The 24940-nt window shown below is 65.0% G+C and carries 22 protein-coding genes and 1 pseudogene; 15 read left to right on the top strand and 8 right to left on the bottom strand.

Annotated elements, in window-relative coordinates; genetic code table 11:
* Positions 1 to 387 precede the first annotated feature (387 nt).
* A complete protein-coding gene (locus tag F1D05_RS10060; RefSeq protein ID WP_185447108.1) occupies positions 388 to 612 on the bottom strand; it encodes a hypothetical protein in 225 nt (74 codons plus the stop codon).
* A 150-nt stretch (positions 613 to 762) separates the two neighbouring features.
* Between F1D05_RS10060 and F1D05_RS10055 the strand changes: the two genes are divergently transcribed.
* Both F1D05_RS10055 and F1D05_RS10050 read left to right on the top strand, forming a co-directional pair.
* Complete coding sequence (locus F1D05_RS10055; protein WP_185447106.1) at positions 763 to 1167, top strand: hypothetical protein; 405 nt, start codon at positions 763 to 765, stop codon at positions 1165 to 1167.
* Between the two features lie 368 nt (positions 1168 to 1535).
* On the top strand, positions 1536 to 4199 hold the full coding sequence (locus F1D05_RS10050; RefSeq protein ID WP_428995009.1) for a Helicase associated domain protein: 2664 nt from the start codon (positions 1536 to 1538) through the stop codon (positions 4197 to 4199).
* 116 nt (positions 4200 to 4315) lie between these two features.
* Here the strand turns inward: F1D05_RS10050 and F1D05_RS38760 are convergent, their stop codons facing one another.
* The 6 genes from F1D05_RS38760 to F1D05_RS10020 all read right to left on the bottom strand — a co-directional run bounded on the left by F1D05_RS38760 (position 4316) and on the right by F1D05_RS10020 (position 15921).
* On the bottom strand, positions 4316 to 9883 hold the full coding sequence (locus tag F1D05_RS38760) for a hypothetical protein (protein ID WP_206686144.1): 5568 nt from the start codon (positions 9881 to 9883) through the stop codon (positions 4316 to 4318).
* A gap of 42 nt (positions 9884 to 9925) precedes the next feature.
* On the bottom strand, positions 9926 to 10774 hold the full coding sequence (locus F1D05_RS10040; RefSeq protein WP_246486570.1) for a hypothetical protein: 849 nt from the start codon (positions 10772 to 10774) through the stop codon (positions 9926 to 9928).
* Positions 10775 to 10860: 86 nt separating this feature from the next.
* Complete coding sequence (locus F1D05_RS10035) at positions 10861 to 11745, bottom strand: hypothetical protein (protein ID WP_185447100.1); 885 nt, start codon at positions 11743 to 11745, stop codon at positions 10861 to 10863.
* A gap of 31 nt (positions 11746 to 11776) precedes the next feature.
* Positions 11777 to 14215 carry a DNA topoisomerase gene (locus F1D05_RS10030; protein WP_185447099.1) on the bottom strand — a complete coding sequence of 813 codons (2439 nt, stop codon included), beginning with the start codon at positions 14213 to 14215 and terminating at the stop codon, positions 11777 to 11779.
* A 198-nt stretch (positions 14216 to 14413) separates the two neighbouring features.
* The gene (locus F1D05_RS10025) at positions 14414 to 15580 is read right to left on the bottom strand and encodes a hypothetical protein (RefSeq protein WP_185447097.1); all 1167 of its coding nucleotides are present in this window, start codon (positions 15578 to 15580) and stop codon (positions 14414 to 14416) included.
* A 2-nt stretch (positions 15581 to 15582) separates the two neighbouring features.
* Positions 15583 to 15921 carry a hypothetical protein gene (locus F1D05_RS10020; RefSeq protein WP_185447095.1) on the bottom strand — a complete coding sequence of 113 codons (339 nt, stop codon included), beginning with the start codon at positions 15919 to 15921 and terminating at the stop codon, positions 15583 to 15585.
* Positions 15922 to 16123: 202 nt separating this feature from the next.
* On the opposite strand from F1D05_RS10020, the gene F1D05_RS10015 reads away from it, so the two are divergent.
* The 13 genes from F1D05_RS10015 (at position 16124) to F1D05_RS09955 (ending at position 22871) form a co-directional block, all read left to right on the top strand.
* A complete protein-coding gene (locus F1D05_RS10015) occupies positions 16124 to 16405 on the top strand; it encodes a hypothetical protein (protein WP_185447093.1) in 282 nt (93 codons plus the stop codon).
* Between the two features lie 47 nt (positions 16406 to 16452).
* Complete coding sequence (locus F1D05_RS10010) at positions 16453 to 16839, top strand: hypothetical protein (protein WP_185447091.1); 387 nt, start codon at positions 16453 to 16455, stop codon at positions 16837 to 16839.
* Positions 16840 to 17007: 168 nt separating this feature from the next.
* Positions 17008 to 17289 carry a hypothetical protein gene (locus F1D05_RS10005; RefSeq protein WP_185447089.1) on the top strand — a complete coding sequence of 94 codons (282 nt, stop codon included), beginning with the start codon at positions 17008 to 17010 and terminating at the stop codon, positions 17287 to 17289.
* A gap of 491 nt (positions 17290 to 17780) precedes the next feature.
* Positions 17781 to 18335 carry a hypothetical protein gene (locus tag F1D05_RS10000; protein ID WP_185447087.1) on the top strand — a complete coding sequence of 185 codons (555 nt, stop codon included), beginning with the start codon at positions 17781 to 17783 and terminating at the stop codon, positions 18333 to 18335.
* Between the two features lie 128 nt (positions 18336 to 18463).
* The gene (locus F1D05_RS09995) at positions 18464 to 18775 is read left to right on the top strand and encodes a hypothetical protein (protein ID WP_185447085.1); all 312 of its coding nucleotides are present in this window, start codon (positions 18464 to 18466) and stop codon (positions 18773 to 18775) included.
* Positions 18776 to 18973: 198 nt separating this feature from the next.
* A complete protein-coding gene (locus F1D05_RS09990) occupies positions 18974 to 19492 on the top strand; it encodes a hypothetical protein (protein ID WP_185447083.1) in 519 nt (172 codons plus the stop codon).
* 109 nt (positions 19493 to 19601) lie between these two features.
* The gene (locus tag F1D05_RS09985; protein ID WP_185447082.1) at positions 19602 to 19832 is read left to right on the top strand and encodes a hypothetical protein; all 231 of its coding nucleotides are present in this window, start codon (positions 19602 to 19604) and stop codon (positions 19830 to 19832) included.
* 370 nt (positions 19833 to 20202) lie between these two features.
* Positions 20203 to 20682 carry a single-stranded DNA-binding protein gene (locus tag F1D05_RS09980; protein WP_185447080.1) on the top strand — a complete coding sequence of 160 codons (480 nt, stop codon included), beginning with the start codon at positions 20203 to 20205 and terminating at the stop codon, positions 20680 to 20682.
* 195 nt (positions 20683 to 20877) lie between these two features.
* Positions 20878 to 21291 carry a hypothetical protein gene (locus tag F1D05_RS09975; protein WP_185447078.1) on the top strand — a complete coding sequence of 138 codons (414 nt, stop codon included), beginning with the start codon at positions 20878 to 20880 and terminating at the stop codon, positions 21289 to 21291.
* Between the two features lie 192 nt (positions 21292 to 21483).
* A complete protein-coding gene (locus F1D05_RS09970) occupies positions 21484 to 21849 on the top strand; it encodes a hypothetical protein (RefSeq protein WP_185447076.1) in 366 nt (121 codons plus the stop codon).
* Entirely contained in the window at positions 21846 to 22136 is a 291-nt protein-coding gene (locus F1D05_RS09965; protein WP_185447074.1) for a hypothetical protein, read from the top strand. Before F1D05_RS09970 ends, F1D05_RS09965 begins: the two co-directional genes overlap by 4 nt.
* Entirely contained in the window at positions 22129 to 22485 is a 357-nt protein-coding gene (locus F1D05_RS09960) for a hypothetical protein (RefSeq protein WP_185447073.1), read from the top strand. Before F1D05_RS09965 ends, F1D05_RS09960 begins: the two co-directional genes overlap by 8 nt.
* Before the next feature lie 11 nt (positions 22486 to 22496).
* Positions 22497 to 22871 carry a hypothetical protein gene (locus F1D05_RS09955; protein ID WP_185447072.1) on the top strand — a complete coding sequence of 125 codons (375 nt, stop codon included), beginning with the start codon at positions 22497 to 22499 and terminating at the stop codon, positions 22869 to 22871.
* Between the two features lie 594 nt (positions 22872 to 23465).
* Here F1D05_RS09955 and F1D05_RS09950 read toward each other — a convergent pair.
* Positions 23466 to 24711 (bottom strand): annotated as a pseudogene (locus F1D05_RS09950) (IS256 family transposase).
* Positions 24712 to 24940: the final 229 nt, after the last annotated feature.

The raw sequence follows: 24940 nt of genomic DNA, 5'->3' as shown, positions 1-24940 counted from the left end.
GCATAGTGCCAATCGCGCAGAGCCAGGCAGTTACACCGGGGCATCCACGACTCGACGTCAGCCGCAAGAACGCCGCGGCCGTGCTTGCCTAGAATTGATCCGGACAGCTTCGCGCCAGTCGGCGCCAGGACTGATGGTGAACATCGCGGAGCTGCATCTGTCATGCAGGGGTGCTCCAGATGGCACTCCTCATCACGCGAGAGCGTACGAGCCATGCCCAGTCCGATGGCACCTAGCCGCTCCAGCTAGGCGGCGCGGTGACTTCCGACTGAGGCCGCTGGGTCGATCCGTAGAGCACGTCCGCGACCTGCGCGCGTTCCCTCGGGCTTGAGGCCAATCACGACTTGGTTCGACACGGCTGCCGGCATGTCCACCTCCTGCACGCGACTACCGCTCCTCCTCCATGATCAGCGGCGTGAAGCCACCGAGCGCCTGGGGTGACAGGCAGGTAGTGCACGCAGGCAGGCCGAACTCCACGCATTTCAGCAGATCGTCCCGCTCGTGGCCGGTGTGCCAGTCACCAGTGACCGGATCCGGCCCGGGCACTACACCGCAGTAAGGGACAAGGTCGGCGGCACGCGTGTACATGTGATGCACAACATCGGTGGACATGCCCAACATCGTGCCACCCCGCAAGGAGAACCAGCGCTCGGTGCGATGCTCCAAGCAGAGATTTAAGTTGAAATTTCATCTATGGGACAATGGTCCCCGGAGCAGCGTGTCGAAGGGCATGCGCCAACGAAGACACTGGGGGCCAACCGCATGATCATCAGAAGTGTCCGACTCCGGAAGCAGCGCCTCGCGATCCCGGCGGCGGTACTGCTCTCGGCACTTGCGTGCGTGCTGGCTGGCTGTAGCGGCGGGTCTGACGGTCCCAGCGGCGAGTACTACGACAAGGAAGGCCAGCTCGTGATCGACGGGAACTCGGTTGCCTACTACGAGTTCGGGTGCGACAAACCTGGCAAGAGCAATGCGGTCATCGATACCGAGGCGACCTCGTCCGGCGAACTCAGTACGGAAGGCGATCAGATCATTTGGTCGGACGGGGGTGGCACCGGCAAGGTCACCGCTAGCAAGAGCGGTGACACCGTCGATATCGACGGCAAGCAGTACACCAAGATGGCCAAGGACAAGGCTCTCCAGAGTTACCAGCCCATGTGCGGCTGATCGAGTGACCCGAGGCGACTGCGCGAACTGAAGAACCCGTTGACGATTGCGCTTGGCTCCAAGTTGAGGGTCGTCCGCAGTCGCAGACGACCCTCGGCGCGATCGCCACCGCGCTGTTCGCGAGTCCGGCGGTCGGTGACGCTCAGTTCCTGGTCGACGACATCCAGCAGGCGATACTGAGCCCGGTAGAACTCCTGCCCGGTACGGCGGTGCCGGCGAGGCCCGTCGGGTCGAGGGATTAGCAAAGCTGAGCGACGTGCGGATGGGACAGACTGTGCAGAGCGAGCTGTGGCCGCATCAGGTGGAAGCCGTGGACGCGGTGACCACCGCGATCGGTGTAGGCGGCCGGACGAGTTTGATCGGAGCCTGTGGGATCGGGAAGACCCGCATCGGCGGGGCCGGTCGCAGCCAACCTGGCTGCGACCGGCCGAGTACTGGTGGTCTTGCCGACCATCGAACTGCTCGTGCAGACGCTGCAGGCCTACCGTGCCGTCGCTGGCATGTCGCTGGGCACTGTTGTCGCGGTCTGCTCAGATCCCACGATCGCCGAGATCGCACTGCTTGAAGGCCAGCCGGATGTCGTGGTCACCACAACCGCCGACGTGCTCGCGGACACCGTACGTGGTCGCCGTCGGGTGACGGTGCTGTCGACCTATGCGTCGCTGCCGGTGATCGCGGCCGCGCACAGCAGTTATCTGATGCGCAGGTGGGATCTGGCGGTGGTGGATGAGGCGCACCGGACGACGGGAAAGGCCGACGGTCCGTGGAAGGTCGTCCACCACGACGCCCAGGTGCCCGCCAAACGCCGGCTGTACATGACTGCAACGCCGCGGGTCGCGACCACCAGCGGCGACGCTGTGGTCTCGATGGATGATGAGAAGATCTACGGCCAGGTGTGCTGGCGGCTGCCGTTCAGCCGGGCCATCACAATGGGGCTGCTCGCCGACTACCGCGTGATTGTTCCGGTGGTGACCAACGAAGAGATTCACCGGCTGACTCTGGACGAGAGCCTGGCGATGCGTCTGGGTGCTTCGTCGATCCAGCCGGCGACGCTGGCTGGGCAGATCGCGGTCCTGCGCACGATGACCGAGTACGGCGTGCGTCGCGCGATCAGCTACCACCACCGCGTTGCGGACGCGCGTACCTGGGCGACCACACTGCCTGCAGCGGCCGGACTGCTACCCGGTGGGCCGCTGAACCTGTGGGCCGGGCACGTATCTGGCGCCCAGCCACCGCACCTGCGCCGCCGGGTCATTGACCGGCTCGCCGCCGCCGGCGACGAGTTGGCTGTGGTCAGCAACGCGCGCGTGCTGTCGGAAGGTGTGGACGTCCCGGCGGTCGATGCCGTGGTGTTCACCCGGCCACGTCGATCGGCGATCGACACCATCCAGGCACTCGGCCGCGCCCTGCGCACCGGCGGCCGGCAGGACAAGGTCGCCACCATCGTCGTCCCCCTGCTGCTCAGCGAAGGGGAAAGCCCCGAGGCTGCTCTGGAAGGCAGCGACTGGGAACCGGTCTGGCAGGTTCTGCGGGCACTGCGTGACCACGACGACCGGCTCGACGATCAGTTGCGCTTGAAGCGTCGCCAGCTCGGCGAGGGAACGCTGTTCGAGCCGGCGTCGCGGGAGGTGAAGTTGCCGCCGTGGTTGAGCGTGACCGGCGTCGACGTTCCCGACCTGTTTGCCCGGGCGATCACCATCCGCGCTGTGCAGTCGACCGCGCCGAGCTGGGAGGAGTACTACGGCGCAGCCTGCGCCTACCTTCAGGTCCAGGGAAATGTGGAGATCCCGTGGACCTGGATCACCAACGACGGGCTGAGGCTCGGCTCCTGGTGGAACAGACAAAGGGTTTTCTACAACGCGGGTGAGCTGTCCGAGGATCGCGCCGAACTGCTGGAGAAGCTCGGGATCGTCTGGTCGCAACTCGAAGAGAACTGGATGCGCACCTACTCCGATGCCCGGCGCCTGAAGGAAGACAACGGGCATCTGCTGGTCGACGAAGACTATGCGACCCCGCACGGAGTCGTCCTGGCGAATTGGTTCAACGCGCAGCGGCAACGTCACCGCGTCGGCAAGCTGTCCGAGGAGAGGATCCGGCTGCTCGATGAGATCGAGTTCCCTTGGGACGGAGTGGCCGCCCGCTGGATGCAGCGCTACCAGGAAGTCAAAGCCCTCTACGAGCACCGCGGCAGCCTGCTGCGCCTGCCGAGTACCTCGCGAGAAGCTCGCTGGATCGAAGGTCAGGTCGCCACCAACCGGCGCGGTCACCTCACCGCTGAACAGATCCAGCTGCTGCACGAGATCGGCATCGACTTCCAGAACCGCACCGAAACCGCGTGGCGGAACACATATGAGGAGTTGAAGGCGCTCCGCGCCGAGCTAGGCCAACTGAAGGTGATGTACGTGCCCGATGGTCTGATCACGGTCGACGGGGTGAATCTGTCCTCGTGGACCAAGGCGCAGCGTCGAGCGCGACGCTTCGGCCAGCTGGACGACTGGCAGATCGATCTGCTGGATCGGGTCGGATTCTCTTGGAACCCGGGCGATGAGCAGTGGAACCAGCGGCTGGCCGAGCTTGCGAACTTCGTTGCACGCAACGGGCACATCAAAGTGCCAGGTAAGACGCCGTTGCAGTCGTGGCTCTACCAGCAGCGCAAGAAGCGAAACCTAGGCGCGCTCCCTGACGAGGCCGCTGCGGAACTCGCCGAGATCGACCCCCACTGGTACTCCGAGAGCGAGTCGCTGACCAGCGAGTACACCCGGAACTTCTTTCAGCTCACCGACCGCTCCTGGGCCAAGATTCGGCCACTGATCCCCGAACCAGCCCAAGGCAGCGAAACCTGGCGCAACAACGATCTGCGCAACGTGATCGAGAACATCGTCTGGAAACTACGCACCGGTGCCCGTTGGGACGACATACGCATCGACTACGGTTCCACGGTTACGGTCTCGGCCTGGTACCACCAGTGGGACAAGGACGGCATCTGGACGCAGATCGAAAAGGTCATCACGCTGCATACCCGCCGGTCCTAGCCCGGTGCGAACTGAAGAGCCCCCTGGAGTTGTGCATCGCTCCACGGGGCTCTCGTTTGCTCCAGGGGAGCTACTCCTTCGGCGGCTCTGCGCTGGTGCTTCGCTGATCTCGTGGTTCAGGGGTAGACGGCATGGGGCGAGCTGGCTTTCTTGGTCGTGGTGGCTCTGGTGCGGGCGGCACTTCCCAGATACGGGCTCTGGGCGATGGCTTCGTGACCGGCTGGGGTGGGTTGCGTCTGTTCAACGGACCAGTGGGTGCCTCGGTGCGGTGCGGATCCGCGCGGTCCGGGGCTTTCGGTGCGCCGTTGTTGGCGGAACCGCGTGGGGTGGCGCGGCGGCTCGGGGCCGTGACCGCGTTGCGGTGAGCTCGGCGGTGTGCTGGCCCTGTTCGGTCGGGGTTGATCGCCAATCTTCGGGTTGTTGCTGGTGCCGCCGTGGCCAGCTGGGCCTTTGGCGCTGCCAGGCTTTTTGCGTGCGGATGGGTCTGTCTGGCCAGGAGTCCTGCGGGGGCTTCGGTGCTGCTTATCAGTGCCTAGGTCGCTGAGTCCACCCTGATTACTGACGCGCTCGGCCAGTTCCCGGTCATCCTGCGGCGGGCTCGACTCGGCGCGGTTCTTCCGTTTGCTGGAGGCGATCGGTGAGCCCGTATCGGCCACGGTCGGCTTGCTGCGGCCGCATTTGCTGTTGCTCCTGGTGTCGATGCCGTTGCTCCCGGCGGCCTCCTCTGCGGTTCCTGTTCCTACAGAGTCGCCGGTGCCAGGCTCGCCAGTCGGTTCACGAAGAGAACCTGGCCCGCGTGGTCCTGCGCCGCCGGTACCCCGGGGACCACCGGGTCCGTTCGGGGGGTCGCTCGGGGGAGTTTCTGATCCTGGTGAGCCGCTGCCTAGCTCTCCTGGTGTGCGACCGGTGAGTTCGGCAGCTTTCGCGCTGGTGAGCGCCATGTTGCCGTTCGTCCCGCCGGCGTTCGCCGAAACGCTGGGTGAGGTGGGCTGGCCGGTGTTGCTGGGCTTGTTCACGCGTGCCTTGGGTGGCTTTCCGCCGAGCTTCCCCATGAGACCTTGCCCCGCAGCCATCCCGGCACCCGCTCCCAGCCCACCCGCGAGCGCCGGGAGGAGGCCGTTGCTGGATTGCTTGGGTGGTGTGGTGGTGTCGAGGAACTTGTCGACCAGCTTGGTCACGGCCTCGTCGAGGGCTTTCAGGGCCGACTTACGTACCCGTAGCAGCGTGAGGGTCACGCTGATGATCAAGACGATGGACACGACGGTCATGACGACGACGGCGATCGAGCCGAGGACTGGGTTGCCGAAGATGTTCGTGATGCCGCGATCGGTACCGGTGGGGTTGCTGCTGACGAGCTTCGCGATCGGTCCTTCGATGATCTGCGGCAGCGAGACCAGGAATTCTGAGACGAACTGGTAGAGGAACAAGGTGACCAGCACTTCAAGCATCATGGCGACGGAGTAGATGATCACCTTGGCGATGCCGGCCATCGCGCCCATCGTCGCGAACGGGATCGCTGCGACCGTGCCGAAGGTGCGGCGTAGCGCGCCGGTCAGCATTCCGATGCCGTAGAAGAGACCGATCATGGTGATCGAGCTCAGCAGTGTGAAGGCGTTGGCCCAGTACATGAACGAGGCCGGCCCGGTGCCGATCTGTGCTACCGAGGAGTGGAACGAGCGCGTGAAACCGGAGGTCACCTTGTTGGAGGAGAAGATGGTCATCGAGTCGCTGTTGAACTCGGTGTTCAAATAGTTGTATGCCGCGAGTGGGGCCAGGTTGCAGTCGGCGGGCTTCCCATCGGTGTTGGGTTCGACGACGGTGAAGCCGCAGCGTGGGTTGCCGCTGGTCGAACTGAATTCGGTGCCGGCCCCGTTGGTGGTGGCGGTCAGGCCGGTGCTGCTCGTTGCGACCAGTGGATGCTCGCTGGGCGGTACGGGGTTGCCGCCTTCGCCGAAGTCTTTCGAGTCCTTGTAGCTCTTGCCCAGAAACCAGTTCTTCTTCAGGTCCCAGTTGACGTCGTCACTGGGGATGGCTGTGACGGCGCCCTGGACGTTCGACTCGAAGTCCGAGGCGTTCACCTTCTGGCCCTGGATGTAGCGGCCGAGCATGCCCAGGGTCGCGAAGACCGCGTTCTTGTCGGTCTCGCTGTTCTTCAGCCCGGGGTTGTTGTTTGCCCAGGCGCTACCCGCATCGCTGATCTTGTCGCCGGCGGTGATACCGGGGTACTTCCCGGTCTGTGCGTTGATGGCCAGCGCGGAGTTCCTGGCCGAGAACACCGAGACGGGCTGGGCGTGCCCGGTTTCGGCGTCCCAGGTGATCGAGGCGTTGGCGGGGATGTGGAGCCGATTGGTGTTCATCCACGCGTTGAAGTCGACGTAGGTCGACAGCACGACCTTGGTCGGTCCCACGCTTTGCGACAGCAGCGAGTCGTCGAACTGGTCGAGGATCGACGTGTACATGCCGCCGATGAGCGGCAGGCCGACACCGATGAACACCAAGCGCACAACGAGTTTCTTGATTGTGCTGCCGCGGTCCATCTTTTTGAAGAAGGCCAAGCCCAGGAGCAGGAACCCGATGAACAGCGGCACCAGCACGCCCCAGGACAGCGCCACGAGCGTGCCGTACCACTGTGAGACGAACCCGGACAGGCCTGAGAGCGCTTCGGGTGTTGTGTTGGTGCCCGATGAGGTGGTGACCATGCCGTCTGCCCAGACCTTGTAGCTGGGGGAGACCGCGGCGATGCCGTTGTGGAACCAGAGGAAGGGGTTGAGGAGTTTCAGGATCTGGACGAAGATCCAGAACAGGATCGACACGCCCATGGCGAGCGCGTAGACCGTCCAGATCAGTGAGCCGCCGACTGCGTGGATCATCGGATCGAAGCCCGCGGACGAGATCATGTCGTCGAAGCCGAGGTCGCGTGTGGCCGCACCGAAGTGGGAGTAGTCCTTCATGCCGGAGGCGTGTGCGCTGTCGAAGGCGTCGTACTTGATCGTCTGCGACGAGCCCGAGATCGTCGAGAACAGCCATTTGACGAAGCCGTCGTCGTCGGCGTAGCCGAGCATGGACCCGGCCTGGGCAGGGTTGGAGACGACGGTCTTCCATGAGTCGCCGGTGCCTTTCCCGTCGTTCTCGGGTGCGCTCTTCTCACTGAAGTACACGCTTGCATTGGAGGTTAGGTGGTAGAGGCTGTAGTCCTTCTGATCCTCGTCGCGTGGGTCGTCTGCGTGCGCGACCGGTGCGAGTGCAACCAGCAGGAGGACCAGGACCAGCGTCCCGAGGAGCCCGCCCGCGACGGTCCGGACCCAGGTCGGCTGCGCGCCGGCGGCGGCAAGGGCGCGCACGCGGGTCCGTGTGATGGCCTGTGCCGCGTTGCTCAACGGAGTCATCCTGTGCTCCTGTCTTGTCGCTTCCTCATCGCCCTCGGCGTCTTCTGTCCTGGAGCGCCGGGCCGCGTTCCCGCCAGGGGGCCGGCGCCGAGGGTCTTCCTCCACATCCGTGGAGGGCTGGCTGCGCCCAGGTTCTGCTGCGTGCGGTTCTGTGTCGCTGCTGGCTCCGCCGACCGAGGTGACGTTGGCGCCGGGGACCGGCTTGGTGGTCATCACGGCATCGAATTTCAAGGTCGCTTCGGTGCGCCGCGCGGCGCGGTGCAGCTCGCGGCGCTGCTTTTCCCGGTTCGGATTGATCCCCAGCGCCAGGTCCAGATGGAACACGACGTTGGAGACGCCGCGACGCAGGTAGCTCAGGTTCTCGCCCTTGCGGGTGATGAGCTGGGCAAGATCCGGCGGGATCCGCTGGTGCAGCAACTGCTGGTAGTCCGCCACGGTCTTGTCCCGCATCGCGCCGAAGATCGTGTAGTCCGCGGCGTCGAACTTGTTGAACTTCACGTCGGCGAGCATCTTGTCGACGTCGTTGTAGCTGAACACCACGCGGCCCCCGCGCTGGTAGAGCTGCTCGAACTGCAGCTCGACGTAGGCCTTGACCCGGTCGTCGATGGTTTCGGCGCCGTGGATGATCACCGTGTCGCCGCGCTCTAGTTTGCCGATCGCGAAGCCAACGATGTTGACCAGCTGAGCCATGGCCACACCGCGGCCCCTGCGCATCAGACGCGAGAAGTCGTAGACCACCCGCTTGGCCTCGCGGATGCCGTCGACGGCGGCGGCGGTGTGGTTGTTGAACAGGTCACCGTTGTTGTCGAGCAGGTTCTTCGCCACGCCTTTCAGTACGTTGTATGCGCGCAGCTGGTCGGGGTCGTTCTTGGAGGAGTTGAGTAGCGCCTTGTGCTCGGTGTCGAGGTAGGCCGTGAACATCTGCAGGCGCGGTACTTGCTCGTGCGGAATACCCACGACGCGCAGGCGGTGGCGCTGCGTCTTGGCGTTGCGCGCCCACATGCGCTGGTCGATGTAGAACTGCGTGGCGGTCTTTTCCAGTTCGTTGCGGATGATGGACCCGACGCCGCCATCGGTGGCCTCGTAGAGTTGCTCGAACATCAGGGTGAGCTTTTGCATCTGTGCTGCGAAGACCGCCAGCTCGTCGGCCTCCTCGCCGAACATCTCGAACATGTTCACGTCGCCGGTGTTCAGGTCGACGCGGGAGGTGAGTGTGTCGAAGCGCGGTCCCAGCCTGTTCAGGTCCGCGCCGTCGAGCACCAGGTGCACCACCTGGCCGTTGTTCAGCAGGCACGACTGTGACAGTTTCGAGCACCACATGTCCGAGATCTGTGCACGGCTCAGGTAGTCCGAGATCGCGTTGTCGGCTACGACCACGTGGTGGTCGTAGCCGTTGCTGTCGAAGAGCACTGCCGAGTTGTTCACGTCGCCGACCATGTAGCCGACGTACTCCCCGGCGGCGTCGTTGAGGCCGTTGGTGACCAATGAGTACGAGCCGGCGAATTCCGTCGAGGTGAAGTGGAAACCACGGCCGCGCTTCTTGTCGTTCCTCTTCAGGAGCCCGGCCAGCTCCTGGCGCTGCTCACCGGCGTAGGCAGCTGCCTTCAGGGTGCCGAATCGGTCGATGTAGAGGCGCGAGATCCGCTCGATGCTGTCTTCCAGCGCAGCCAGGTCCGGGGCCTTGAGTAAGAGCCGATTGTGCACGGACAGGTAGCTAGCGCCGTCCTGGATCTCGCTGATCGTGACCTCGAGATCGCCGGCGACCTTCTTTGCCCTGAGCTTGGACGATGTCGTGCCACCGTCAGCCTGCTCGCCGGCCTCCAGACTGTCGAGCTTCTCGGACTGCTTGGTGTACTGGTCGACCCACTTGTCGGTCCGCCGCGCGACCTGCTCGAGCACGACAGCGGTTACACGCTCGTCGAGCCCATCAGGGATGCGCCCGATGCCCCAGAACGGGCCGAAGCCGTCGTGGGCGGCCAGATCGTGGAAGAAGGCCAGCACACAGCCGACCGATCCGTCGACCTGGAAGTAGTCCGACCGGAACAGGTACTTCTCTTTCGGCTTCAGTGCGAGCAGGTGCGGGTAGGACTCGAACTGGCCCTCGAGACGTTTCGTGTCCTGGTGGCGGTGCCACCAGGACAGCCATCTGCGCGGTTGTCGGCGATCGGTGGTTGCGGCGGCTGGATCCAGCTCGGTCGTTTCAGATGCTGCGGCCAAGGAGCCTGGCGGGAGCTGGCTGGCGGGTCTGAGCCGCTTCAGGTTGCCGAGTGATGCTCGAAGGTTGGGGGTCGGTGCCATTGTCCGGTCGTCCTCTGCTGGTGTGTCGCGGAATCGTGGGCTTCAGCCCATGAGGCTGTCGCCCGTGCCCTGGTAGAAGATGCGGAGCATCTGCTCGGATTCGTCGCGGCCGAGGATGGTGACCTCCCTGATCATCAGCGAGGATCCTTCGACTTCGGACTGCAGGACGAGATGGGCCTGACGCAGTGCGTCGGTGCTCTTGCCCTTGAGAACGACGTACTGGTGGATCGAGGTGAACCGGCCGCCGACGTGGCTGGTGAGGATGTCGTACTGCTCGTCCTGCAACTCCAGCAGGTCCGGGTCGCGGACCGCGAGAGCCAGGTTGCGGCGTTCCAGGTTGGCCACCTGGTGGTAGATCCGCTGTGGCTCTTTGGTCGTGATGAAGACGTGTTCGCAGGTCGTCGGTACCTTCCTCCAGAACGAGTCGACGCGGTTCAGGATCGAGTTCTGGTCCTCGTCGAACAGCAGATAGCTCGCCGAGCCGACCACGAGATAGACGCGCCCGACGCTTCCGTCGGAGAAGCTGATCGTGCCGTCGTCGGCAAGGCCGTCGATACCGGCGATCGAGTAGAACCCGTTCGGTCCGGCGCTGCGCCGGGTGAGAACCAGGCGGGCGGTGCGCGGCAGGTAGGCCAGCAACGCGGGCACAGTCATGAGCCGCAGTTCCCTGGTCTTGGTCAGCCCGCCGAGATAGAACACCGCGACGAGCGCCCAGGCGACGAACAGCACGATGAGCGCCGGGCCGGCCGACTTGATGAATGTTGTCGTCGCCGCCCACAGCGTGACGAGGACCCCTCCGCCCAGGAACAAGATCTGTTTCATCGGGGAGGCCGGCACCTGCCAGCCGCCCAGGCTGAACGAGATCTCGTGGTCGAGGAAGCTGCGGTTCAAGGGTGCTGGAATCGAGTACGACCGCCGGGCCACTGGTCACCCGTCCCATGTGTCGGTGCTAGTGGCCGGCGGCCTGGCGGCGGGTCTCATGGCGCCTCGAAGACGGGGAGGGGACCGCTCAGGTCCAAGACGGCCAGACAGCCCGGTGTCCGCTCGCGGTCGAGGATCTCCTGACGGATCGGGACAGCTTGAGTTGAGCCGTCCGCGGTGGCCCGGCGAAAGACGCTGCGTTCGGAGTGGCGCAGGTGGTATCGCCCGCTGACGATCAGCGTCTCTCGTTCCGGATCGAGAACCGAGAGCACGCGATCGGTGTGTTCGCGCTGCGCCGTCTGTGCATAGTCGAGGTCACGAGGGTCTTGCCCTGAGCCGTCTGCAAGCCGGGCGAGCAGGTCCGGAGTGGCCAGAGCCTCGTGAGCAAGGACGACGCTGGGGCTGACGGGCGAGAACAGGAGGCCTCGCGCCTGTGCATCGGTGGTGAGCTCCGCAGGCCACCAGTCCCTGCCGGGGATGCGGGTACGGCGGTCACGGCTCGCGGCACCTGACAGCCAGCCGATCGCATGTACCGGATCGGCGAGGCCGCTGCTGCCCGCGAGGGCGACGCCGGAGCGGGGCAGCAGACCGATGTGGGAGGAGATCCACGCGATGCCGTCGACGTCACAAGGGAGCGAATCGATGAAGTCGTAATTTTCGAGAGTGCCGAGCACGACGTAGAGCTGGAGCCCAACAGTGGTCAGTGCACTGTTCAGCTGGTCGAGGGCCCGTGACTCCGAGCGGGTTCCACGCCAGATGAGGCCGAAGTTGCCGAGCTGCACCAGCGAGGTGCAGCCGCGCTGGGCCAGCAGCGCCGTAGCGCCCCTCAGGAATCCGCCGTCGCCGTGTGCATCGCCGATCAGGCCGACGCGGCCGCCCAGCACTGGGCTGGACGCCAGACTCGGGCGCGTCGCGGCCCCGAAGGGCTGGAGCATGGTCATGAGGAGAGCCTTTCTGTCTTTGTCGCAGGGGTCAGGCGAAGGCCGGCACGATCTTCTTTTTGCCGTCCTGCTCCTTCCAGGTGAGGTCGGCGTCGAACTTCCGGCCTTTCGCCGAGGTCAGGCCTTTCACGTGGATGCTCGTTCCGCTGGACAGCGCGGAGCGCTCGGCATCGGTGAAGGTGTGCTTGCACCAGCTCACCGGCGGGGAGTCCAGCGAGGCGTCGAAGTCAGGAATGATCTTCTTGCCGTTGCCGGGCTTGTCCTCCTTGAACCAGACCTTGCACTGGAAGGCGTTGCCGTCCTTACTGACGAAGTCGCTGGCCTCGACCGGCTCACCGGCGGCCAGCTTGGCGATCTCCTTGGGCGTGAAGACGTGTGAGCACCACTGCGTAGGAGGCTGGGCGTTGCCACCGGCGTCGCGGTGGCCGAGCCCGAGCTTCTTGAACCCGACGAATTTGGTGCCCTTGAACGTCTGCACTGCCAGCGCACCGAACACGTCATACGACGTCGCCTGCCGGTTGACTGCCTGGAACTCGATGGTCTCGCCGGCCAGTAGCCGCTGCACCTCTGAATCGCTGAAACGATGCCCGCTCCAGGAACGAGCGAAGGTGACGTCGCGACCGGTAGCCGTCCACGTCCCTGCCGCCCGTTCGCTCTGCGTGACCGCGGTCTTCTGCAAGCCGAGACGCGATCGCATCACCTCGGCGTTCTTCTGCATCTGGGCGACGTCCTCACGTACCCATCCGGCAACAACGGCGAGGCGGTCGTCGGCGGTCGCGGTCCCGGCAGCGATGTCGCGCATGTCGGCGTAGACCTTCTCGGTGAGCTCCAGGTCGCCGATCCGTGTACCGGGCAGCAGCAGCCAGCTCATCTCGCCCGCTTCGGCCAGCGTGAGCCTGCGGCCGCGCTCCACGAGTAGCGGGTAGTTGGCACTCGTCGATGTCACCTCGCTGTAGGTCGAGGTGCGCGTCGCCCCGGTGCCCACGTCGCTCTTCGCGAGTTGGTTCATCAGCCACTTCATGGTCGGGTGCTCCGGGCGCTTGTTGGCGCCGTCGAAGACGAACGGCTCAGCGATGCGCCCAAGCCCCTTACCGTTCTCGACCGCAACGCCGTCGGGCGCCGTGTTTCCACCCGGGTCAGGAGAGTCGTCGCCGGCGTCGGGGTCGAACACGGCCTTCCAGCCCGCGCTCTTGGGTACGTGCGTGATCCCGACGAACGCCGGGTAGCGCTGCACGTGGCCCTTCTGCTGCTCGTAGCGATAGTCCTCGGCGTGCATGGCCAGGTAGTTCTTGGCCAGAGTCTCGTAAATGAGCCGGCCCGTCTGGCCGAACCGCTGCGTGACGTGGTCCAGCGACGCCGGCACCTTCGGTCCGGGCCGGTTCGCGCCGTGCGCACCCTGCGGCTTGACGTGGGTACCGCGTGGCTGGCGGTGCGTCAGGAGCGCTGTGCCGATGCCGACGACCGCGGCGATCTTGTCGACCAGCGGCGCGAGCTCGTTGAACTGAGCCGGCGTGATCGTCTTGTCCTCGGTGCGCGGATAGCTGACGACCTGCGCCTCGTACATCTTCTGGTAGGTCTCGAGCACGAACTTTGCCTTCACGCCCTGGCCCACCAGCATCGACGACAGCGCCGCGAGATCGAGCAGCTGCGGCGGGGCGGTCTGCTTCATGGCCGTGCCGTCGACCACGACCGGTGAGGCCGAGTAGAGCCCGGGCACCTGGTTCTTCTGCCCGAACCGTGTTTCGGCCGGATTCGTGTACAGGACACCGTTCTCGTCGCGGAACCGGTTCTGGAAGAACGGCTGCTTGACGTAGCTGTTGTAGGCCTGCAGCTGGTCACCCACGAGCTTGACCATCGCGGACTTCAGCCGGCCCTGCCTCAGCACAATGTCCCTGCCGCAGCCGCGCGCCATGTTGGTCGCGCAGCGAGTCCACTGCATCGACAAGAAATCGAACTTCGAGCGGTACACCGCCTTCTTGTACTCGTCGAGATCCTGCAGCGAGGCGATCGCCGTGCGCGACGTGAACCCCGACTGCAGTGACGCCGGAGCCTCGTCGGTGAAGTACATCCGTGACCAGGATCTCGGCCGCAGGCCGAGCTCGAGCAGGAGATTCACGGCGATCATGCCGCCTTCGCCGGTCGGGTCGACGTCGGTCGCGATGACGATCTCGTCGCAGCCGGACAACGTTTGGTTCACATCCCGGGCCAGGCTGCCGGCACCCTTGATGAGCTCCAGTTCCCAGCTGAGATCGTTCGGATCCCAGGGAAGGTTCGCCAGGTCCCACTTCTGATACTTCTCGACCAGCGCCGGACCGGAAACCATCCAGTGCGGATCGACGAACTCATACAGATGACCGCGGGCGTGGGCGACGACGAACTGCTCCCCGTTGTATGTGCCGCTGCTGCCACCCAGTGCAGCCGCGAAGTGACGCGCTGCCGACGGCTTCTCGGTCAGGATTCCCACAGTCATATCGACCCCCGTCTCGCGATAGACAGCTCTCGGACAGCAAGCAGCCTATATCGAATGAGTCGGAATCGTCCATTGAATCATTAAACAGATGATTCCAAGTGATTCGAGCGACTGTGATCGGGGTGCTGTGAGCTCACTGTCAGGCGCGGCGGGACTCGGCCGTCTAGCGCGGGCAGCCGTGGGGGTGCCACGCACTGCTCAACGGATGGGCCGGCCATCCTGGTCGTGTTCGAAGCGGCTGCGCTTCTGTGTCTCCTCGCGCGCCCGGTCGCGGATGTAGATCGCGTCCTTGTGGGTGATCGGTGTGTCGCGGATGTCGTGCGAGCCGCGCAGGAAGTTCTCTGTGCGATCCGCGATCGAGTACGCCACCGACTGCTCGATCACTGCACTGGTCTCCTGGATGGCAGCAGCGAGCGTGTGCAGGCGCTCCAGCTGGGCGCCGCGGTCGCGTTCCCGCTGCTCGAGCGCGTCCATGCGGCCTGCTATCGAGCCGAGCAGCGGGTCCTGTGACCGGAACAACTCAACTGCCGTCTGGGTCGCAGGGTCGGTATCCAGGCGCACATCGAGCTGAGCCACTAGGAATGCGGTCACCAGAGCACCTTGGCTCAACCGTCGGCTGAACGCCTCGGCGGTGCCCTCGCCGGCGCCGCGTTCGCGGACCGCCGCAGCGCGCAGCTGCGCACGCAGTACGTCCACGAGCGGGCGGGGCAGATTTCGGACCAACGGCTGACTCTGCAGACCAGGGATCCGGAAGCCGGAGTCCGGAAATGCAGCCTCTGAACCGCTGGCGGCCCCGCCCTTGGTGCCCGCGGACTGGATCGCGTCTTGCTGATCGCTCTTGCGGTGGGACGACCTCTCCATTTCGGCCTGACGGTCCAGCTTCTCCGTGTCCTCGGCATCGAGTACGGCGTCCAGCTCCCGTCGTGCTCGGCCGCCCTTCGGATGAGCCGCCAATCCGGCATCGGTCCCATCCGCTGGCCCGGGTTTTGTCGCTGTCGACGCTGCGGCGTGCACCGAGGCCGACGCGCTCCCTCCTGTCGAGCCGGTGTTCGTTCTACGGTCGGTGCGGCCACTCGTGCGGCCCGCGTGTGGTGTCCTCGCGTGCCCGGGTGAATCGGGGGCGACCTCCGGCGGATCCTGCTCAGGCTCCATGGCCGGACCCTCGACTGCCACCTCGGGATCATCGGAGGCGTCGAGTTGCGGCACGTCTGCGTCGCGGTTCTGCTGCTCATTCTCGGGCGCCTCAGTCTGAACCGATGGTCTGCTGCTGGTGCGCCGAAACTGGTCGAGGAACGAGGTGTCGACGTCCGTCGACTGGCTCGCCTTTGCGTCATCCAGCAGGTCCTGGAAGCTATTGCCGCTCACCGTCATAACTCCCCGTCCTCGACGTCGAGCAGGTAGTTGTCGCCTCGTGTCAACCCGATGAGGGAGTCGAAGCCCTGCGTGATGACCCGCTCGAGGTTTGCGGCGTTGACCGAGAGGGCTTTCACCTCGTCGGCCAGCTGGTTGACCCGCGCAATCTCGAGGGTCGGCAGGTCGTAGTCGCGGCTCTCGCGCTGGATCTTCTCCTCCACTGCTTCCACGATGTACTCATTGACCGAGCTGTGACCGTGACGCTGTGCCCAGTAGCCGGCGCGCTGCTTCGTGTCCGGGTGAAGGCGTACGACCGTACGTTCTCGATGGTCCTGACCGACGGCTCCTGACACGCCGAACTCCTCTCTGGGCGACATTAACCCCTTCGATGAATCATTCTATGCATGATTCGGATAGATGTATGTGTCGTTTTGAATGATCGGCAGTTGCTGGTTCGTGGGATCGACGGAGTCGATCCGGGATCTCAGTGAAGAAGCTGACTGGCCAATGGCTAGACGGATCGCACGTGCCAACTCATCTCAGAGGAGCCTCTACATGTCCACGAACACCGTGACCACGACCGCCAACCGGACCGCCGCCGGTCTGATCGCCTTGCTCCTGCCAGTGAGCCTGGACGGCGAGACCTGGCACAAGGTGGCCTTCGAGGGAGAGAGCGCCTCGTATGTCGACCGGCAGGCAGCTTCGTACGTCGTGACCCACCGAGACCGGATCAACATCGGCATCGACGAGAACACCGACTGGGCCGCCTTTCCGACGACGTTCAACGCGCTGTGCGTGAGCACACCGGTCTACGCCGTCGAGTACCAGGAGGCCTGAGCGCCAGCCCGAATCATCGACGTCGCTATCCGGGAGCACCGATCATCATGTCCTTCCTCGAACGCAGTGGCCTTGTCGAGACCGAGGCCCAGGAGCGAGCACGGCTCGCGGATTCCCCACCAGGCTCGACCAACCACTACCTGTCCACCCTCGCCGCCACCATCGCCGAATGGCCCCAAGACCTACTCGTCGAGCTGCCTTGGACGCCACCGCGCACCACCAAGCAGCACCGTGTCGTCGTGGTACCTATCGAATACCGGCGGGACTCGCCTGCTGGCGAGGTTGACCCGGAGGAGCTGCCTCGCCGCCGCAATTGCGGGTTGTGGGTCTGCGCCGTGGTCCTCTCCGATCATCCCAGCTACCCGGTCGGCGGGCACCGCATCGTCGTCTCCGCCGCGGAGATCGCCCGAGGACACAGGATCGACCTCGGATAACGGGACAGACATCGGCCGGACTGTCGAAGCCAGGCCCTCAAACTCGCCGGCAGTACACGGGTGCAGGCGGCGGCCGGACCAGGTGGCCGGCCAGCACGGCTGGCTCGGGATCTCCACCGACACAGAACGGCTCGGTCCTGACCAGGCCCCGTTGACAGGAGACCCGCCATGACCAACTCCACCTTCACCGACAAGCTCGGAATCATCGGCCGCGCTGGAGATCGGGTGATCATCGCGGTCTGCAACGACGACATGATGCCCCAGCTCGCGATCGCCCAGGTCGTCGAGATCGTTGCCCGCGAGCCCAATCCGTTCGCCTCCGGGCTGAGCGTCAGAACGCGCATCGGCGATGACGAGAGCTGCGTCTACGAGCCTGACGAAGTTGTCCTGCTGACAGTCACTGATACAGCTCGACCCACGACGAGCACTGAGGACGTGCACACCGCCTGATCACCCGGCTGGCGGCAGCATTTGACTACGCCGCTGCCGAACCTGAGGACTCATTCCCGGTTGCCAGTAGCCCGATCTCTCGATCGGCCCTCCGCGCCGCCGCTAGCAAGCTCCTGGTCTCCGTTCCGCCGCGGCCGATCGTCGCATCCGCCACGCCCTGGAAGGCGGTACCGCGGCTGATGGGCGCTGCCCGGTGGTGCCGCTGTGCAAGGGCAGTCACCGAGCCACCGCGTCACCGAGGGCGCAGCCCGAAGTACATGAAGCGCGTCAACGACACCCCGGCAGCTGGCAGACAGCGGCCATCAAGACAGGAGAATCGCTCTGTATCGCAATCCCGCACGAATCCTCGCCGTCGTACTGGTCGCGGCGGGTGCGCTGGTGGCCTGCAGCGATGACCAGCAGGCCTGTGCATCGGTGGCAGGGGTCCCCCGAAGCCGAACCCGCCGAAGCCGGGATCCCAGCGCACCTCGTCGAAGGTGCAGGACAGGCCGATGCGGACATCCGGATCGAAGCCGCCCGGCAGCAAGGGGGCTACGACCACCCCGTACTGGCGCACGTCGAGCAAGCCGACCACCTGGGGCGGCTACAACACCGGCGGCCGCAACTGGTCGCAGCCGTACCGCAAGAACATGCCGGTCGTGCCGCAGCCGGTGATCGTGAACTACCACGGATACGACTACCGCACCTATCCCAACTACCCCGGCTACTACCCGGTGGGCGTATGGCCTGTTGGCTACGGCGCCCACTACGGATGCGCAGCTGACCGCGAGAGCGGACCGGCGCCGGCTGGTGCACAGACTCAGCCCCCGACAACCACAGTCACAACTACCGTCGAGCCGACCATGACTCCGCGCGGCGCCACTACTCCAAGCGGAACCCCCCCGCTAGGCGGCGCCACCACTCCAAGCGGAACCCCCCGGCTAGGCGACGACCGCTGCCCGACCTACGCCCCGCTGACCGACGCCCACGCGCGGCGAGTACTCGCGGCTGGACTAACAGGGCAGTACCCGAGCCCGCACCGTGAGGGCTCACCCAGGCCTGATTGAAGAGCAACGGTGGCGCCCCGCAGCGACGACAGCCTGAGGGCCTGAGGCGCTCACTGGGCAACGTTGCCTGCAGCAACACTTTGATCCGTGATCTTGACCGAGGTTCGAGCCGGCAAGACCGATTCGGGGTGCGCGATGCAACAGCCAAGGCCTTCTTGATCCACAATCTTCGAGCAGACAGGAACTCCGAAATGCGGATCTATCACGGTGAATCGGTGGATAGCGACGCGCCAATCATCAGCATGGTGGTGATCGCCGAGGACGAGGCGTCAGCCCGTCGACGAATGCACGAGTACGAGGCGAACACCACCACAGACGATCCGCGCCTCGACGACGAGATCTGGCTGTGCCCAGAGCGGACCCGCGTCCAGATCCTTGGTGATGCTTCGCCGCATCTGGCTGCGGGCAGCGTGTTTTGTCCCGTGGAGGGTGCCTTCTGACCGCGCAACTGCGGCCACTCACCCCTCGGCGCCGCCCCGGGGCCTCGCTGCTGAGCTGGCAAGGGCCGATCCGACTTCTCGTTCCAGGACCATCGCGCGGTCCTGAAGCCTTCCCCTGCAGTGCGTACGCAGGACAACGAGCACGCCACCTGTGCGCATTCCTAACGAGCCGTTGAAGAACAATGAGGAGGTTCCGTCATGACCAAATCCGCTCCGAACCTGACCACCATCGGCAACCAGATACCGATTCGCTTCTCCGGAGGCATAGTCACGTTTGTCGGTTCTGTGCTCCACGACCCGTCGACGGGGCTACTCGTACTGGATACCGGCGACGGCGAGCCCGAGGAGTACCTGAGCATCTCGCTCGCGGCCTACGGCATCTGGCGAGAAGCCGACGAAGTGTTCGTCAAAGACTGGTCCGAAGGTAACGGGATCGCGCAGAGCCTCGTCGACGCAGGCCCTGGCCGAGATCGTCGGCGAGCACAGCGTCGGATCCTTCTCGTCGCGGGCCGTGCGCCTGCGCATTCTCCCGAAGCAGGCGAGCTGATCAGCATCACCGAGGACGACGAGCCTGTTCCTTACCAGGAGAACCCACAAAGCATCCGGGAAACAGAGACACAGCGCGGCTTCGGTGGGGGAGAAGGACAGGCAGGACACGAGCGGGGATCAACGGAGTTGATCCGGGTTTCATTTGGACAGCACACCTGGTCTGGCTGATCTCGGCCTCGGCGGTCTGCTCGTCGTCCCTCAATCGCGCCACCCCGTCGACCGGCGTATGACGCCTCGGCCCGGAGGAGGCCTACGGCGTACACAGGAGGACTGCCTTATGTCCGCTCACGATCCGAGCGATATCGAGATCGACATCGTGCTAGCACAGAAAGAACTCGCCAAGCTCGCCAAGGAACAGATGCTAGTTCAGGACAAGATCCGCGTGGAGCTGAGAACCCGGAACCTGATTGCGTACTTTGATGCCCTCAAGCAGCCTGCCGGCCCGGGTGCCGACCACAAGGAGCTTGAAGCGCTTGGGCTGGAGATTCGCAGCCGCTTGAAGAGCTGATCTGCAATATGCCGTCGCGACCGCTCTGATCCTGTCGGTGCTGGGTCGCGCGTACCTCCACCATCACGACATGCGTTCGATGAATCCAGGTCGCGCCGAGCTGCGCGAGCACAGCGAGTGCAGTGAGGACCGCTGGCTCGACCAGCGCGGCTGATCGGCGACCTGGAAGAACACTGCTGCACGCGATCGGCGAAGCCGATTCGGGCGCGGGACGACCAATGAGTCGTGGCCAGTCACCTGTTCGGCCCAGCTCTTTCGAGCCCGGACATGGCTGGCCTCAGACATCTCCGGCGAGCCGTCTCGGCAGCCGGATCAGGGATCCGGCAGCCATGCCTGCTCTGACAATCCGCTAACTCTTCAAGGAGACAACATGTCGAACCCGGTCAACCAAGGCACCCTCATCGGCCGCCTGGCCCGCGACCCGATGCGGTTCAAGAACAGCGACGGCTCGCACAAGGTCGTGTTCACGGTCTTCGCGGACCGCGATCACAAGAACGCCCGGGGCGAGGTGCTGTCGGACGCGATTTCCGTCGAGGCGTTCGTACGCAAGGAAACCGACGTGGACGACACGCCTTTCGCCAAGATTCACCGCGGAGACAAGGTCGCGCTGAGCACGACGTTGCGCATGGACAACTACGTGCGCGACGGCGAGAACATCTATGACCTGAAGGTCGTTGTCGAGAGAATCACTTTCCTCGAGTCACTGCAGGTCACACAAGCCCGGCTGGCCGAGCGAGTCGTCGCCGCCGAGCAGACCAACCAGGCGGCTCGAGCAGCTACGCCGGCCCAGGCAGAGGCCCTTGTCGGTGCGCAGAACTCGCCGATTGGCTCCGAACTCCCCTTCAGCTGACACATCCGCCAAGCAAAGCAAACATCCGCGGATGGGTACGCAATCCCGACGCCGATGCACATCAGCCGGGCCTGGTCCTGATCGTGAAGACGATCGGGGCCAGGCACAACGGCCACCTTCTGGACGAAGACCTGTGCTCATTGCCCAGACCCATGATTGGTCCCGCCATCGACACTGAAAAGAGAGTGCTCCCGCATGTCCGAACCACTGCTGACGAAGACGTGGCGCTTCCTGCGCCGCGGCCAGGTATTGCGCGCAGCGCAAGGCTTCCGTGCTGCTTGGGCCACGCATGCGATGGTCGACGAACTCGGCCCACGGACCACGTGTTCTGAGGCAATTTCGCTAGCCGACCTGCTGTGCGCGCTGGGTGAGCCAGAGTTCGCGGGCCTCCTGCTGACCGCCCATGCCGTCGAAGACGCGCAGGTGCCGGATCGGCTGGCTCACCACCACCACGATTCCAGGATCGACCAGGCCCAGATAGAGGCCAGGCTCGCGCATTGGCGCGAGTGGGACGAGGTCAACCAGCCGATCCCCGCCGACCATGACCTCGACATCACAGTGCACACGGCCAGCTGGGACGAGATTGCCCACGCCGACCGGACCGCCTGACCAAAAGCGCCGTCAGCTTCGCATCACTGCACCACAGGCGTCCTCCCCGAACCCACCGATACCGGCTGTGGCCTGCAGCCACCTCCGCAACGGGCATGGCGCGAGCAACGAAACCAAAGAGTCAACCAACCCACGCCTGCCACAGATCGACCGCGTCGATCTGTGGCACTGAACCATGGGAGATAGAACCCGATGCAGCTCATCACCGACCGCTCCGAGTTCACACAGTTCACCGAAGACAACCTGAGCAGTACCGATTGGCAGCACGCCGCCGAGAGCTACCTCGACGCCAGAGTCGAAGGACGCGCGTTCACTGCCCACGGTCACTGGCCCCGCGAGAGCCAGCGCACCTTGAAGCAGCCACTCGAACAGCACGTGATCTTGTCTCGGGTGATCCGCGACAACTTCACTGGCGCCGTCATGGTTTCGACCGACATCGCCGCGGTCAATCTGGCCACCTTGTTCGCCTGGGCAGCCGAATCGCCGCAGAACCAGGCAGGTCACCCGATGGAATCGACGGTCACCAACGAATCCGGGGACGAGGCGACGACTGGATGAGCCAGCCCACCGCGGTGTCGGACCTGAACCGGGGCGATTACGTCTGGGACATCGGGTGGACCACGGCCTTGTTCGTGACCGGGGTGTGGGCCCCGATGCACCCCGCCCTGGAGAGCGCCGGTTACCTCGTCGTGGCGGGCCACCGCTACCTGCTTACCGAGAACCGGTGGAGCCCACGCGAACAGAAGCTCACCTATCGCGCCGACCACCAACTGACTCCCGATGGTCCAGCTGCGACAGCCTCGATCTACGGCGTACCAGTGGGCAAGGAACCGATCAATGGCTAGCACGATTGCCAGTGCGAGAGCCGGCCGTCGCGTCAGCGTCGCACTTGTCCAAGCCACAGCCGCAACGTGTCACGACGACCTGGTCAGCCTTGCCCTGCGCCGTCCGGGCTGGCTCGATCACGAGGCCAGACTGCGGCACCGCACCCATCGCATCACTGCTCACTGGGTCGGCGTGGCAACCACCCCAAGCACAGGCCAGAATCTCGCGGTCCTGCGCAATGCAGTTCACCCGACCCTGATGTTGACCTCGGTGCCGTTGACCTGGCTGATCAGCATCGATGACGCCACCAGCCAGGACCGAGTTGCGGTCGACGCCCAAGGCGCACACGGCACCGAGCCTGCCGAGTAGAGGAGCGCTGCTTGACCAACCTCGTCCACAAGTACGCCGAACTGCAGTACACGATTCCCGCGGCCACTGTCGCGATGATCCTGCGCCGGGCTGACGACGATCCAAGCGATCAGGTGATGCTGTTCGCCGACGAAGGCGGCATCACGGCCACTGTCACCCTGCAGACCGGATATGGCAGCGCCGCCCAGGCAACCAGCGACGCAGTGGCCCTGGCCGGCGTTGAGCTGCACCGCCATACCCACCACCAAGGCGGCATCCCGGCGCCCTGGCGGGTCCTGATCGTCGATCGCGACGGAATGGCCGATCACCTCACTCATCCAGGTTGCAGTACCGACCCCGAAACGCTGCCCCCGCACGATGAGGGACTGGCCGGAAGCAAAGCCTGATCCGCGCCGCGAGCATCGGATACCCGAGCCAGCCCCGGGCAGGGAAGCCCCCAACGACGCCCGTTGAGGATGCGTAATCCGGGCAGACCCTGCTGATCTGAACCACCAATTGAGGACCGGGGGACCCCGCCGATCGAGCCTGGCGCTCCGTCGGCGGGGTCTTTTCTTTCCACCGATGGGCCCTGCTGACCCGCCCTGCTTGCCGCAGGTCTGAGGACCGAGGGTGAGGCACCGGCCTTTTTGCCGGCGCCTGGCCCGCTGTCGCTCAGGCAGCAGCCGTCTGGCCATCACCCGGGCGGCGGTTGAAGGGAGTATCGAATGGCTGATGTCTCGTGCGCACATTGCGCGAAGTCATGGGACACCAAGTATCTGCGACACGAAATGGCCTGCTTCGAGTGTGTCGACTGTGGCGCCCAGATCGTGAGGTTCAGAGATGGGAGTTGGCAGGACGAGCGATTCCCCTGGCACGGTTCATCGCGAAACTGCACGCACCCGCTCGGCGGCAATCTGCACTGGAATAACAGGTACGGCGCCGGTGTCCGGTCAAGTCCATTTGGATGGTGTAGCGGTTGTGTCGCGTGATCCTTGGGATGGTTAGGCGCTGAGCGCCGCGATTTCGGTGTCGGTGGTGGCCTCCTCGGTGGTCTCGGTGAGGGTCATTCGGGACTTGGCGAGGACGTCGAGGCCGAGGTAGCGGCGGCCCTCGATCCAGTCGTCGTGCTGCTCGGCCAGCACGGCGCCGACCAAGCGGATCAGGGCGTCTCGGGCTGGGAAGATGCCGACCACGTCGGTGCGGCGGCGGATCTCACGGTTCAGCCGTTCTTGGGGGTTGTTGGACCAGATTTGTCGCCAGATCTCCTTCGGGAACGCGGTGAACGCGAGCACGTCGGCGCGGGCTTGCTCGAGGTGGTCGACGACCGCGGGCAGCTTGTCGGCCAGCGCGTCCAGGACCCGGTCGAACTGTTCGTGTACCGCGTCTTTGTCGGGTTGGTCGTAGACCGAGTGCAGCAGGGTCTTCACCCACGGCCAGCTGGCCTTCGGGGTCACGGACATGAGGTTGGCGGCGTAGTGGGTTCTGCAGCGCTGCCACGAAGCGCCCGGCAAGGTGGCGCCGATCGCCGCGGTGAGTCCACTGTGTGCGTCGCTGGTGACGAGCTTGACCCCGGTCAGGCCGCGCGCGGTCAGGTCCCGCAGGAACCCTAGCCAGCCGGCGCCGTCTTCGGCCGAAGTCACTTGCAGGCCAAGGATTTCACGGTGTCCGTCACCGTTCACGCCGGTCGCGACCAGCGCGTGGACGTTGACGACCCGGCCACCTTCGCGGACCTTCAGCACCAGCGCGTCCGCAGCGACGAACGTGTATGGGCCGGCATCCAGTGGGCGGGTCCGGAACTGGTGGACCTGCTCGTCGAGCTCGGCGGCCATCACCGAGACCTGCGACTTCGAGAGCCGGGTGATGCCGAGGGTCTCGACCAGCTTCTCCATCCGGCGCGTGGACACCCCCAGCAGGTAACAGGTCGCCACCACCGTAGTCAGGGCCCGTTCGGCGCGGCGGCGCCGTTCCAGCAGCCAGTCGGGGAAGTAGGAGCCGGAGCGGAGCTTGGGGATCGCCACGTCCACGGTGCCGGCGCGGGTGTCGAAATCACGGTGCCGGTACCCGTTGCGCGAGTTGGTCCGGTCCGGGCTCGCCACGCCGTACGGGGCGCCGCAGACCGCGTCGGCCCTCCGCCGACATGAGCGCCTGAATGAACGTGGTCAACATGTCACGCAACAGATCCGGCGACGCGGCCGCCAGGTGATCTTGCAGGAACTCGGCAGGGTCGATACTGGTGTTCGCGGTCATCGCGTAGTTCTCCTTCAGAAGCACTGTGAGAGGTCTTCCAAAGGATCACGCGATGACCGCTTTCACACGTCTACGCCACGCCCTATCGGGCCTGCCGTACACCACTCTGCTGGACGCCACTCGGTGTCCCCGACCTGATCGCCGAGAGTACCGATCCAGAGGCCTGGTTCGAGGCTGTGGTCGCCGACCTCGGTTGTCCCGAATGCGGGCTCCACGACGACAGACCATC

Origin of the sequence: Kribbella qitaiheensis, from assembly GCF_014217565.1 — a bacterium.
In the GTDB taxonomy this organism is placed as follows: Bacteria; Actinomycetota; Actinomycetes; order Propionibacteriales; family Kribbellaceae; genus Kribbella; species Kribbella qitaiheensis_A.
The sequence above is the reverse complement of the archived record's forward strand: the minus strand, read 5'-3'. Positions and strand labels throughout refer to the sequence as shown.

Excerpts from the sequence above, each read along its gene's own strand:
- F1D05_RS10060 (WP_185447108.1), bottom strand. The coding sequence starts at position 612 with ATGTCCACCGATGTTGTGCATCACATGTACACGCGTGCCGCCGACCTT.
- F1D05_RS10055 (WP_185447106.1), top strand. The coding sequence starts at position 763 with ATGATCATCAGAAGTGTCCGACTCCGGAAGCAGCGCCTCGCGATCCCG.
- F1D05_RS38760 (WP_206686144.1), bottom strand. The coding sequence starts at position 9,883 with ATGGCACCGACCCCCAACCTTCGAGCATCACTCGGCAACCTGAAGCGG.
- F1D05_RS10035 (WP_185447100.1), bottom strand. The coding sequence starts at position 11,745 with ATGACCATGCTCCAGCCCTTCGGGGCCGCGACGCGCCCGAGTCTGGCG.
- F1D05_RS10030 (WP_185447099.1), bottom strand. The coding sequence starts at position 14,215 with ATGACTGTGGGAATCCTGACCGAGAAGCCGTCGGCAGCGCGTCACTTC.
- F1D05_RS10015 (WP_185447093.1), top strand. The coding sequence starts at position 16,124 with ATGTCCACGAACACCGTGACCACGACCGCCAACCGGACCGCCGCCGGT.
- F1D05_RS10010 (WP_185447091.1), top strand. The coding sequence starts at position 16,453 with ATGTCCTTCCTCGAACGCAGTGGCCTTGTCGAGACCGAGGCCCAGGAG.
- F1D05_RS10005 (WP_185447089.1), top strand. The coding sequence starts at position 17,008 with ATGACCAACTCCACCTTCACCGACAAGCTCGGAATCATCGGCCGCGCT.
- F1D05_RS10000 (WP_185447087.1), top strand. The coding sequence starts at position 17,781 with ATGCGGACATCCGGATCGAAGCCGCCCGGCAGCAAGGGGGCTACGACC.
- F1D05_RS09990 (WP_185447083.1), top strand. The coding sequence starts at position 18,974 with ATGACCAAATCCGCTCCGAACCTGACCACCATCGGCAACCAGATACCG.
- F1D05_RS09985 (WP_185447082.1), top strand. The coding sequence starts at position 19,602 with ATGTCCGCTCACGATCCGAGCGATATCGAGATCGACATCGTGCTAGCA.
- F1D05_RS09980 (WP_185447080.1), top strand. The coding sequence starts at position 20,203 with ATGTCGAACCCGGTCAACCAAGGCACCCTCATCGGCCGCCTGGCCCGC.
- F1D05_RS09975 (WP_185447078.1), top strand. The coding sequence starts at position 20,878 with ATGTCCGAACCACTGCTGACGAAGACGTGGCGCTTCCTGCGCCGCGGC.
- F1D05_RS09970 (WP_185447076.1), top strand. The coding sequence starts at position 21,484 with ATGCAGCTCATCACCGACCGCTCCGAGTTCACACAGTTCACCGAAGAC.
- F1D05_RS09965 (WP_185447074.1), top strand. The coding sequence starts at position 21,846 with ATGAGCCAGCCCACCGCGGTGTCGGACCTGAACCGGGGCGATTACGTC.
- F1D05_RS09960 (WP_185447073.1), top strand. The coding sequence starts at position 22,129 with ATGGCTAGCACGATTGCCAGTGCGAGAGCCGGCCGTCGCGTCAGCGTC.